9 protein-coding genes are annotated in these 12,083 nt (G+C 62.6%); 4 read left to right on the top strand and 5 right to left on the bottom strand.

Features of this window, described 5'->3' with window-relative positions; genetic code table 11:
- Positions 1 to 75: 75 nt before the first annotated feature.
- Positions 76 to 948, bottom strand: a complete 873-nt coding sequence (locus V1289_RS38430; protein ID WP_309183680.1) for an SDR family oxidoreductase — start codon at positions 946 to 948, stop codon at positions 76 to 78.
- Between the two features lie 105 nt (positions 949 to 1,053).
- Here V1289_RS38430 and V1289_RS38435 point away from each other — a divergent pair, with 105 nt between their 5' ends.
- From V1289_RS38435 to ppc, 3 genes are all read left to right on the top strand, one after another.
- Positions 1,054 to 1,869, top strand: a complete 816-nt coding sequence (locus V1289_RS38435; RefSeq protein WP_334404135.1) for a crotonase/enoyl-CoA hydratase family protein — start codon at positions 1,054 to 1,056, stop codon at positions 1,867 to 1,869.
- 89 nt (positions 1,870 to 1,958) lie between these two features.
- Positions 1,959 to 3,500 carry an acyl-CoA synthetase gene (locus V1289_RS38440; protein ID WP_334404137.1) on the top strand — a complete coding sequence of 514 codons (1,542 nt, stop codon included), beginning with the start codon at positions 1,959 to 1,961 and terminating at the stop codon, positions 3,498 to 3,500.
- Positions 3,501 to 3,745: 245 nt separating this feature from the next.
- Positions 3,746 to 6,544 carry a phosphoenolpyruvate carboxylase gene (ppc, locus tag V1289_RS38445; RefSeq protein WP_334404139.1) on the top strand — a complete coding sequence of 933 codons (2,799 nt, stop codon included), beginning with the start codon at positions 3,746 to 3,748 and terminating at the stop codon, positions 6,542 to 6,544.
- 80 nt (positions 6,545 to 6,624) lie between these two features.
- Here ppc and V1289_RS38450 read toward each other — a convergent pair whose 3' ends face one another.
- From V1289_RS38450 to V1289_RS38465, 4 genes are all read right to left on the bottom strand, one after another.
- Positions 6,625 to 7,776 carry an SMP-30/gluconolactonase/LRE family protein gene (locus V1289_RS38450; protein WP_334407832.1) on the bottom strand — a complete coding sequence of 384 codons (1,152 nt, stop codon included), beginning with the start codon at positions 7,774 to 7,776 and terminating at the stop codon, positions 6,625 to 6,627.
- A 217-nt stretch (positions 7,777 to 7,993) separates the two neighbouring features.
- On the bottom strand, positions 7,994 to 8,908 hold the full coding sequence (locus tag V1289_RS38455) for an SDR family oxidoreductase (protein WP_074280730.1): 915 nt from the start codon (positions 8,906 to 8,908) through the stop codon (positions 7,994 to 7,996).
- A 144-nt stretch (positions 8,909 to 9,052) separates the two neighbouring features.
- Positions 9,053 to 10,192 (bottom strand): thiolase C-terminal domain-containing protein, encoded by a 1,140-nt coding sequence (locus V1289_RS38460; RefSeq protein WP_334404142.1) that lies wholly within the window; start codon positions 10,190 to 10,192, stop codon positions 9,053 to 9,055.
- Between the two features lie 5 nt (positions 10,193 to 10,197).
- Positions 10,198 to 10,611, bottom strand: a complete 414-nt coding sequence (locus tag V1289_RS38465; protein ID WP_309183685.1) for a Zn-ribbon domain-containing OB-fold protein — start codon at positions 10,609 to 10,611, stop codon at positions 10,198 to 10,200.
- Positions 10,612 to 10,817: 206 nt separating this feature from the next.
- Between V1289_RS38465 and V1289_RS38470 the strand changes: the two genes are divergently transcribed.
- Positions 10,818 to 12,065 carry an ABC transporter substrate-binding protein gene (locus tag V1289_RS38470; protein ID WP_334404144.1) on the top strand — a complete coding sequence of 416 codons (1,248 nt, stop codon included), beginning with the start codon at positions 10,818 to 10,820 and terminating at the stop codon, positions 12,063 to 12,065.
- Positions 12,066 to 12,083 lie beyond the last annotated feature (18 nt).

Here is a 12,083-nt window from a genome sequence, read left to right on the forward strand (position 1 = left end):
GCGGCGACGAAGCAATCCATGCCTCCTTCGCGGTGCGATGGATTGCTTCGCTTCGCTCGCAATGACGTGGAGAGACTATCCCCGTGCCGCGCGGTCCTTTTCGTTCTGCGCCTTGATCGAGTCGCGGGCCTTGGTCCAGTCGTCGTCGCTCCAGTCGCGCAGCTGATAGAAATTGCCGCCCATGGCGAGCGCCTGGGCGCCGTCCATGGCGATGGTCTCGCCGTTGATCCAGTCGCAGCCGCCGGAGATCAGGAACACGGCAAGGTTCTGCAATTCCTCCATGGTGCCGACCCGGCCCATCGGGTTCTGCGCCCTGGTGCGCGCGCCGGCTTCGTCGCCGGGCTTGATGCGCTTGCTCATGCCCTCGGTCGGAATTTCGCCGGGCGCGATGGTGTTGAGACGGATGCCGTATTTGCCCCATTCGACCGCCAGCGACATCGTCATGGCGTGGATCGCCGATTTGCTCATCGCCGACGGCACCACATAAGGCGAGCCGTTGCGCACCCAGGTCACCGTGATCGACACCACATTGCCGGGCTGCTTGTCGGCGATCCAGCGCCGGCCCACCGCATGCGTCACATAGAAGGTGCCGTGCATCACGATGTTGGCGACCGCGTCGAAGCCGCGCGGGGAGAGTTCTTCCGAGCGCGAGATGAAATTGCCGGCGGCGTTGTTGATGAGGTCGGTGAGCGGCCCGCCGGTCCAGATCGACTGGATCATTTCGTCGACCGCGAGCGAATTTCGGATATCGACGCCGTGGCTCACCACACGTCCGCCGTGCAAATCCATCAATTCGGTTGCGGTCTCGTCGCAGACGCTCTTGCGGCGGCCGCAGATATGGACCTCGGCGCCGAGGCTGAGGAATTTCGAAGCCATGGATTTGCCGAGGCCGGTTCCGCCTCCGGTCACGAGGATGCGCCGTCCGGCGAGAAGCTGATCGTTGAACATCGTTTCCACCCAAAGGAATTGTTGTTAATTGGTCGATTGACTAAAAGCGGACAACGGCCTTTCTGTAAAGCGGCAAACAAAGAATAACAGCGGAGGAACATTCTCATGGAGCAACGCGTCTCGATATCGATTTCGGACGGTGTCGCCGATGTCCGGCTGGTGCGGGCGGACAAGATGAACGCGCTCGATGCCGCGATGTTCGACGCACTGGTGGCCGCGACCGGACGGCTTGCCCATGAGAAAGGGGTTCGAGCGGTAGTATTGTCCGGCGAGGGACGGGCGTTCTGTGCCGGCCTCGACATGGGACGCTTCGCCGCCATGAAGGATCAAGGCGGTAACGGGATAGCCGGCGGCGAGAAGCGCGACCTGACGGAGCGCACCCATGGGCAAGCCAATTTTCCGCAGCAGGCAGTGTGGGGCTGGCGGCAGCTCCCGGTACCGGTGATTGCCGCGATCCACGGCGTGGCGTTCGGCGGCGGCTTTCAGCTCGCGCTCGGCGCTGACATGCGGTTCCTGACGCCGGACGCGCGGATGTCGATCATGGAGATCAAATGGGGGCTGGTGCCTGACATGGCGGGCACGCCGATCATGGCCAGCCTCGTGCGCGACGATATTTTGCGCGAGCTGACCTATACGGGACGGATTTTTTCGGCCCAGGAAGCCATGAGCTACGGCCTGGCGACCCGGATCTGCGACAATCCGCGCGCCGCCGCCTTCGAGCTTGCGCGCGAGATCGCGGGCAAGAGTCCGGACGCGATCCGCGCCGCCAAGCGGATGCTGAATAATCTGTCGGTCGATCCCGGCCCGGCGCTGCTCGCGGAGTCAGTGGAGCAGCAGAAGCTGCTGGGCAGTCCGAACCAGACCGAGGCGGTCCGCGCCAACATGGAAAAGCGCGCGCCGCGGTTTGCGGAGGCTGGATAAACAACCTTCGTCATTCCGGGTTCGATGCTTCGCATCGCCCCGGAATGACGGCATGGCATCCTAACCCGACGAGAGATCGGAAAACGACAATGTCATCTTCACCCTTCCTCGGCATTATCAGCGGCCAGCGCAGGCGCGATCACGCCGAGGTCGCCGATCGCGCCGACCGCATCGCCTCCGGACTGCAGAAGCTCGGCGTCAGCCAAGGCGACAGCGTCTGCATGCTGATGCGCAACGATATCGCCTTCATGGAGGCCGCCTATGCCGCGATGCGGCTCGGCGCCTATGGCGTGCCGATCAACTGGCACTTCAAGCCGGAAGAGATCAATTATGTGCTGAAGGATTCCGGCTCGACGGTCCTGATCGCGCATGCCGACATGCTGCATCAACTACGCGATGCGATTCCGTCCGGTGTCACCGTGCTCAGTGTTCCGACGCCGCCGGAAATCCTCGGTAACTACAAGATCAATCCCGATCATCTCGCGACGCCCGATTTCGCGATCGATTTTGAGCAATGGCTGAAACTTCAGCCGCGTTATGACGGGCCGGCGGTGCCGCAGCCGCAGAACATGATCTACACCTCGGGCACGACGGGCCATCCCAAGGGCGTGCGGCGCTTTGCGCCGACGCCGGAGCAGACCGCGAACGCCGAAGCCATGCGCGGCATGATTTATGGCCTCAAGCCGGGCGCGCGGGCGATCCTGCCGGGGCCGCTCTATCATTCGGCGCCGAACTCGTTCGGCCTGCGCGCCGGGCGTCTCGGCGGCGCGCTGGTGCTGATGCCGCGCTTCGACGCGGAAGAATTTTTGGCGCTGATCGAGCGCGAGCGGATCGACACCATCTTCATGGTGCCGACCATGTTCATCCGGCTGATGAAGCTGCCGGAAGCGGTCCGCCGCAAATACGACATGTCATCGCTGCGCCACATCATCCATGCCGCGGCACCGTGTCCGGCCGACGTCAAGCGCGCGATGATCGAGTGGTGGGGGCCGGTGATCTATGAATTCTACGGCTCGACCGAATCGGGCGCGGTCACCTTCGCCAGTTCCGAGGACGCGCTGAGGAAGCCCGGCACCGTCGGCAAGATGTCGCCCGGCGCGGAACTGCGTTTCATCGGCGACGACGGCAAGGAGTTGCCGCAGGGCCAGATCGGCGAAATCTATTCGCGGATATCCGGCAATCCGGATTTCACCTATCACAACAAGCCGGAAAAGCGCGCCGAGATCGAGCGCGAGGGTTTTATCACCTCGGGCGACGTCGGCTACATCGATGAAGACGGCTATGTCTTCATCTGCGACCGCAAGCGCGACATGGTGATCTCGGGCGGCGTCAATATCTACCCGGCCGAAATCGAGGCGGCGCTGCATGCGGTGCCCGGCGTGCACGATTGCGCGGTGTTCGGCATTCCCGACGAGGAATTCGGCGAGGCGCTGATGGCGGTGGTGGAACCGCAACCGGGGGTAACGCTGGACATCGCCTCGGTCCGGGCCCAGCTCAGGACGTCGCTGGCCGATTACAAGGTGCCGAAACACGTCGAAATCCAGGCCAATTTGCCGCGCGAGGATTCCGGCAAGATCTTCAAGCGCCGGCTGCGCGACCCGTATTGGGAGCGGGCAGGGCGAAGGATTTAGGAGAGCTGTCGTCCCGCTCGTGAGCCGGTAGACCCTCATGGTGAGGAGGCGCGTTAGCGCCGTCTCGAACCATGAGGCCCGTGGCCTATCCCTCGTGACGCCGCTGCGCGGCTCCTCGGGATGAGGTCGGAGCGCTGCCGGGACGACGAACACATCAAGTGTGCGCCGCCTCCATCTTTATCTTGCACTGCGGCAAAAAAGTTGCAGACTGCTAACTTGCCGGGCAGCCTCTGGAGTAGCCAGCCATGTCACCCCAGACCATGCCTTCCGAGACCGAAGTCCGTCCCAATCGCATGGAGGATGCGCAGGCACTGGAGGCCGACGCGCGGCTTCGCGAGGACATTCGGCTGCTCGGACGCATCCTCGGCGACACCGTGCGCGATCAGGAGGGCGCCGACGTGTTCGACCTGGTCGAGCGCATCCGGCAGACCTCGATCCGGTTCCACCGCGATGACGACAAGCCGGCGCGCCGCGAGCTCGAGCTTATTCTCGACAGCATGTCGATCAGCCAAACCGTGCGCATCGTGCGCGCCTTCAGCTATTTTTCACACCTCGCCAACATCGCCGAAGACCAGAACAACATCAGGCAGATGCGGGCCCGCTCATCCGCCGCTGGAACGCCGAGGCCCGGAACGCTGGCGCTGACACTGTCGCATGCGCGCGCCGCCGGCTTCAGCGGGGCTGAGTTGCGCAAATTCTTTGCCGAAGCGCTGGTCAGTCCGGTTCTGACCGCGCATCCGACTGAAGTGCGCCGCAAGAGCACGATCGACCGCGAGATGGAGATCGCGGCACTGCTGGACCGGCGCGAACGGGTCCAGTTGACGCCCGAAGAAGCCGAGGCGAGCGACGAGCAGCTGCGCCGCGCGGTGCTGACATTGTGGAAGACCAACCTGTTGCGCCGCACCAAGCTGACCGTGCTCGACGAGGTCGCCAACGGGCTTTCTTTCTACGATTACACTTTCCTGCACGAAGTGCCCCGGCTGCATTGCACGCTGGAGGACCGGTTGAACGAGGGCGACAGCGCGGCGCAGGGCGAAGTGGGGTCGTTCCTGAGAATGGGCAGCTGGATCGGCGGCGACCGCGACGGCAATCCGTTCGTGACGGCGGAAGTGATGCGCGGAACGCTGCGCCTGCAGAGCAGCCGCGTGCTGCGCTTCTATCTCGAAGAGCTGCACCTGCTCGGCGCCGAGCTGTCGCTCGCGGCGCATCTTGCCGATGTCTCCAAGGATCTGCGGACGCTCGCCGAGCGCTCGCCCGACACGTCGCCGCATCGAAGCGGTGAGCCCTATCGGCTGGCGGTGTCCGGCATCTACGCGCGGCTCACCGCCACCGCGCTCAAGCTGGACGTGGAAACCACCCGACCGCCGGTCGGCGCCGCTGCGCCCTATGCCGATGTCGGGGAGTTCAAGGCCGATCTCGATACGCTCTATCGCTCGCTGATATCGAACAATTCGCGCGTGATCGCGCGCGGACGGCTGCGACACCTGCGCCAGGCGGTGGATTGCTTCGGTTTCCACCTGGCCTGTCTCGACATCAGGCAGAATTCGGCCGTGCACGAGCGCACGGTCGCCGAGCTGGTCGATGCCGCGATGCCCGGCATGTCGTATCTGGCGCTGAACGAAGAGGCGCGGATCGCGCTGCTGTCGAGCGAACTGCGCAATGCACGGCCGCTGACGTCGGCTTTCGTGAAGTACAGCGAAGAAACGGTCGGCGAACTTGCGGTCTTCCATGCGGCGGCCGAAGCCCACGCCAAATTCGGCGCCGACGCGATCCCTCAATGCATCATCTCCATGTGCAAGGGGATGTCCGACATGCTCGAGGTCGCGTTGCTGCTGAAGGAGGCCGGTCTGGTCGACCCGTCGGGCCGCAGCGCGATCAATATCGTGCCGCTGTTCGAGACCATCGAGGACCTGCAGGCATCCGCCGGCATCATGGACCGGATGCTGTCGCTGCATGATTACCGCAAGCTGGTGGACAGCCGCGGCGGCGTGCAGGAAGTGATGCTCGGCTATTCCGACAGCAACAAGGATGGCGGCTTCGTTACCTCGGGCTGGGAACTCTACAAGGCCGAGATCGGCCTGATCGAGGTGTTCGAGCGCCATCACGTGCGGTTGCGGCTGTTCCACGGCCGCGGCGGCTCGGTCGGCCGCGGCGGCGGGCCGAGCTATGAGGCCATCATCGCGCAGCCGGGCGGCGCGGTGAACGGCCAGATCCGGATCACCGAGCAGGGCGAAATCATCTCCAGCAAATATTCCAACGCCGAAGTCGGCCGCAACAATCTGGAGATTCTCGCCGCGGCGACGCTGGAAGCGAGCCTGCTGCAGCCAAAGCACAGCGCGCCGCGTGAGGAATACCTCAAGGCGATGGAGCAATTGTCGGCGCTGGCCTTCAAGGCCTATCGCGGGCTGGTCTATGAAACCGAAGGATTTGCCGATTACTTCTGGTCTTCCACCGTCATCACCGAAATCGCCACGCTGAACATCGGCAGCCGCCCGGCCTCGCGCAAGAAAACCCGCGAGATCGAGGACCTCCGCGCCATTCCCTGGGTGTTCAGCTGGGCCCAATGCCGGCTGATGCTGCCGGGCTGGTATGGTTTTGGCAGCGCGGTGGAGACCTGGATCAAGGAGCATCCCGACAAGGGCATGCCGTTCCTGCAGGAACTCTATCGCGAGTGGCCGTTCTTCCGCACCCTGCTATCGAATATGGACATGGTGCTGGCGAAGAGCTCGATCGCGATCGCTTCGCGCTATGCCGAGCTGGTGCCGGACGAGGTGTTGCGGGAAAAGATTTTCGGGCGCATCCGGCAGGAATGGCAAACCTCGATCGACATCCTCTTGAACATCATGGAGCAGGAGCGGCTGCTGCAGGGCAACCCGCTGCTGGAGCGCTCGATCCGCAACCGCTTTCCCTATCTCGATCCGCTCAACCACGTGCAGGTGGAGCTGCTGAAGGAGCATCGCGCGCAGAATCCCGACGAAGCGGTGCTGCGCGGCATCCAGATCACCATCAACGGGATCTCGGCGGGGTTGCGCAATAGCGGGTAGGCAAGAGGTGAATAGCAAATATAGCGAGTAGCGAATGAAATTTCCTATTCGCTACTCGCCACTCCCTATTCGCCAACTGATCATGGCTTCATTGCGCCCTGTACACTCGTGTACACGGCATAGAGTGACGTCGAGCCGCAGATGTAAAGTCGATTTCGTTGCTGGCCGCCGAAGCACAGGTTGGCGACAGTTTCCGGGATGTGGATCTTGCCGAGCAGTTCGCCGCCAGCGGTGTAGCAGCGCACGCCGTCCTCCTTGGGGTCGCCCCAACCTACGGAGCACCAAACGCGCCCCTCGGTGTCGCAACGGACGCCGTCGGTAATGCTGGGCTTGGGCATTTCCGCAAAGACTTTGCTGTTCGATGCCTTTCCTGCCCCAACATCCAGGTTGAACGCGCGGATATGCGACGGATTGTCCGGCCCGTCCGTGAAGCCGGTGTCGATGACATAGAGCGTCTTCTCGTCGGGCGACAATGCGATACCGTTAGGCTCCACGAAGTCATCGACGACAACCTTGATGTCACCGGATTTAGGATCGACCCGGTAAACGTTGTGCTTCTCCTGCTCAGGCTCGGCTTTGATGCCCTCATAGAAGCCGCCGATGCCGTAGACCGGATCGGTGAACCAGATCGCACCATCGGAAGTGACAACCGCGTCGTTCGGCGAGTTCAGCTTCTTGCCGTTGTACTTGTCGGCGATGACTGTGATTGAGCCGTCAAGTTCGGTCCGGGTGACCCGTCGGCCACTATGTTCGCAAGTGATCAGGCGTCCTTCCCGATCAATGGTATTGCCGTTCGAGTTCATCGACGGCTGGCGGTATACGCTCAGGTGACCGTCGTCCTCCGAAAACCGCATGATGCGGTTGTTGGGGATGTCGCTGAACAGCACGTAGCGTCCAGCCGGGAAGTAGACCGGGCCCTCGGCCCAGCGCATCCCCGTTGCGACGCGCTCAACCGCCATGGTGCCGGCGAAGGCCGGGAAGTCGGTGGGCCCGAACGAAACCTTGGGATTGGCGGACTCCAGATGGGAATCCGGATAGCGGCTTCCCGGGAGCGGGCCCAAGGGCAGCGGTTCCGTTGACAGCGTTGGAGCGCCGGTTTGGCCGAGTGGCGCCACCGTTGCCGCAGAGGCCGCTTTCATCGAGGCGGCCGTTGCGGCGAGCGCCGCCGCGCCTCTGATCAGGTTGCGGCGGTTGAGAGATTGGTTATCGGGAAAGGTCAGTGGTGCAGTCATGGTTTCCTCCCGCTTTTTGTTGGGAGGGGAACCATCTGCCCGCAATCCGGCATAAAGCGGGCGAAGTCTTGGAAAACAACCTGAGATGGCCGGACGACGCGCACGCTCAACTCTCGTCATTCCGGGATGCGCCGCTGGGGCGCAGGCCCGGAATCCATACTCACGATGGTGGTTATGGATTCCGGGCTCTCCGCTTCGCGTCGCCCCGGAATGACGGCTAAATCGCGTCCCAGTTAAAGATGTCCGCCGAGCGGTCGAGCTTGTAGAACGACGACTTCAGCGCGGGCATCGCATGTTCGGCGACGGTTTGCGGTGTCCAGCCTTCGCCCCGATGCACCGAGCGCAGCGGGCGCGACTGGCCCATCAGGAAGATCTCGTTCATGCGCACGGCGAAGATCTGTCCGGTGACGTCCTTGGCGGCGTCGCTGAGCAGGTAGGCGCAGACCGGCGCGATCTTCTCCGGTCCCATCTGCTGGATTTTTGCGACGCGCGCCTTCTCTTCCTCGGTCTCGGTCGGGATGGTTCCGATCAGGCGGCTCCAGGCGAACGGCGAGACGCAGTTCGAACGCACGTTGAAGCGGTTCATGTCGAGCGCGATCGATTTCGACAGGCCGACGATGCCGAGCTTGGCCGCGGCGTAATTGGCCTGGCCGAAATTGCCGACGAGGCCCGAGGTCGAGGTGAAGTGCACGAACGAGCCGCTTTCCTGCTCGCGGAACAACCGTGCCGCGGCATGCGCGACATAGAATGAGCCCATCAGATGCACCTTGATGACGGATTCGAAGGCTTCCACGCTCATGCGATGGAAGATCATGTCGCGCAAAATGCCGGCATTGTTGACGACGCCGTCGAGTTTGCCGAAATGATCGGTCGCCATCTTGACGATCTTGCTGGCGGGAATCGCTTCCGCGACCGTCTCGAAATTGGCGATCGCCGTCCCGCCGCGCTTCTTGATCTCCTCGACCACTTCCTCGGCCGGTGCTGCGCTGGTTCCCGAGCCGTCGGCGGCGACGCCGGGATCGTTGACCACTACCTTGGCGCCTTCCGCCGCGCAGAGCAGCGCGATTTCCTTGCCGATGCCGCGGCCCGCGCCGGTGACGATGATGACTTTGTCCTGCAGTGATTTGGCCATTGGGTTTCTCCGGTTGTCGGTTCGAATTTGGGGGCTCGTCATTCCGGGATGCGCCGAAAGGCGCAGGCCCGGAATCCATACTCCCGATCGTGGTTATGGATTCCGGGCTCGTCGCTACGCGCCGCCCCGGAATGACGGGCGTGATTACTTCTCGTTCGTAAAAATGATCGTGCCTGACGCGGCGAACATGCCGCCGACGCCGTGGCAGACCGATATCTTGGCGCCCTGAACCTGCGCCGGCGCGATGCCGCGCATTTGCCGCACACTTTCCTGCAGCGCGTACATGCCGTACATGCCCGAATGCATATAGCTCAGGCCGCCGCCATTAGTGTTGAGCGGCAATTTGCCGCCGGGGCGGGTGTTGCCGTCGACGATGAATTGTCCGGTCTCTTCATGCGGCATGAAGCCGAGATCGCCGAGACCATATAGCGGCAGATGCGCAAAGGCGTCGTAGATCATCAGATGGTCGACATCCCTGTGCGCGATGCCGGCCTCCTTGAACGCCATGGGGCCCGCGACCTTGAAGGCGCGGGAGGAGTCAAACGTCTTCATCTGGCTGACCATCGGCGTTTCCACGCTCTCGCCGGTGCCGAGGATGTAGACCGGCTTCCGCGGAAAGTCCTCGGCGCGGTCGGCCGAGGTCAGGATCAGCGCGCCGCCGCCGTCGGTGACGAGGCAGCATTGCAGGATGCGGAACGGGTACGCGATCATCCGCGAGTTCAGGACGTCCGCAACCGTGATCGGGTCCTTCATGGTGGCGCGCGGATTCTTCGCGGCCCATTCGCGCTGCACCACCGCGACCGAGGCGATCTGCTCGTGGGTGATGCCGTGGGTCTTCATGTAGCGCAGCACCGGAATCGGGAACATGCTCGGCGGGCCGTAAACGCCGAACGGCTGTTCGAACTGGCCGTTGAGGCTGTCCGCAGGCGTCGAGCGCGGCTGCTTGCCGATCATCGATTTGCCGCTTTCGGCATGCGTGATCAGCACGGTCTTGCACAAACCGGCCTCGATCGCCGCCGCAGCGTGCCGGACATGCAGCATGAACGAGCAGCCGCCGACCGAGGTACCATCGACCCAGGTCGGCGTGATGCCGAGGTAATGCGCGATCTGCTGCGGGGTTTCCACCGCGGTGGCGATGCCGTCGATGTCGGACAATTTCAGTCCGGCATCGGCGATGGCGTTGAGCGCCGCATCGGCGTGCAACTGGATCTGCGACATGTTCGGGATCACGCCGAGCTCGGTGGTTTCGGCAGCGCCGACAACGGCGACCTGATTTCTGCGCATGGTGCTTAGCCCTTCGCCGGACGGAACAGGGGAAGGGTGATCTTGTCGTCGAGTTTTTCGAACGCGACTTCAAGCTTCATGTCGAGCTCGAGTGCCTCCGGCGTCTGCGGACAATCGATGATGTTGCTCATCATGCGCGGACCTTCGTCGAGTTCGACGATCGCGATCGCGTAAGGCGGCGTGAAGCCGGGGGCGGCCGGGCGGTGGTTGATGACGTAGCTGTAAAGCGTGCCCTTGCCGCTGGCCTTGAACACGCTGACCTTGCGCGAGGCGCAGGACGGGCAGAACGGGCGCGGCGGGAAATACACATTGGCGCAGGCGTCGCAGCGCTGCAGGCGCAACTCACCGGCCTGCGTGCCGTCCCAGAAATGCTGGGTTTCCGGTGTCGGCTTTGGTTTAGCGCGCGCTGGCTCCGCCATGTCGGCAATTCCTCCCTGGATCGGCCCGTTTGGCCCGTTTGTTCCAATCTTGATGCGACATTGGACGGCTCGGCGTCAACGGTCCAGCGCATACTCCCGCATGCCGCGTCCCAGTAGGCGCATAGGGGATGATGCGGGAATGCTTGTATCCCTCCAAGCCGGCGCGGTAGAAGGGCGGCCAGATCGAAGAAAATCCGGAGGATTCCATGTTCAAGTTGACGGGCACAGTGCTGGCCGCAGGGTTGGCATTTGGCGCACAAGCCTTTGCCGCCGATGCGCCGGCCGAGATCAAGATCGGCACGCTCTATGCCTCGTCGGGGCGCTATGCGTCGATCTCGATGCCGGTTTTCAGCGCTCTCAAGCTCTGGGTCGATCAGAAGAATGCCGACGGCGGCACCTATGTGAAGGCGTTCGACAAGAAAATCCCGATCAAGCTCGTCGCCTATGACGACCAGAGCAATACCGCGACTGCTTCCACGCTCTATAATCAGCTCATCACGCAGGACAAGGTGGACCTTCTGGTCGCGGATTCTGGTTCGGTGCTGACGGCGCCGGCGGTGGCGATCGCGCGCGACCGCAAGATGTTCCTGTTCGACCAGACCGGTACCGGCGCCAGTTTTTTCTCCAAGGACAATCCCTACATCGCGCTGATGGCCGATCCGGTTTCGACCGTATGGCCAAAGCCGGTGGCGGACTTCGTTTCGCATGACGGCCCGGGCCTCGGCATCAAGAAGGTCGCGATCCTCTATTCCACCAACGAATTCACCGGCACGCAGGCCAACGCATTCCGCAAATTCGTCAAGGACTCCGGCGCGCCGATCGAGATCGTCTACGATCAGGGCATCCCGACGGAAACCACGAACTACACCGTGATCATCAACAATATCAACAACACCAATCCGGACGCGGTGATTCACTTCGGTTACGCGCCGAACGATATCGCGTTCCTGCGCAATGTTCAGGATGTCGGTGTCAAGTTCAAGATGCTGTTCTGCATCTATCCCGGTCTTGAGACCGAGCTTCTGGAGAAGAACGTTGGCGAGAAGGGCCTTGAGCACGTCTTTACCTACGTGCCGCCTTCAGAACTCGAATACCCCGTCGAGTTCGGGATGAGCATGAAGGATTACCGGGCCGCGTGGGACAAGAAATATCCTGACGGCAAGATCGAGTTCGGTTTCAATGCGGTTGCCGGATACACCACGGGTCTCGTGATCGAGAAGACGCTGTCGGTTGCAACCAGCCTCGATCAACTTGAACTGCGGCGTGCGGTGTTCAGCCTGTCGGGCAATCTCAAGACGCTGGACGGCACCTTCGCACTGGATGAAATGGGCGGCCAGATCGGCGAACTGACGCCGCTCGGCCAACTCGAGTTGAACGAGCACGAACACATCAAGTTCATCTCGATCTATCCGCACGAAACCGCCACCGGCAAGCCGGTCTATCCGCGTCCATGACGCGGGTTGCGATCACGA

Origin of the sequence: Bradyrhizobium sp. AZCC 2289, assembly GCF_036924615.1 — a bacterium.
Taxonomy (GTDB): Bacteria; Pseudomonadota; Alphaproteobacteria; order Rhizobiales; family Xanthobacteraceae; genus Bradyrhizobium.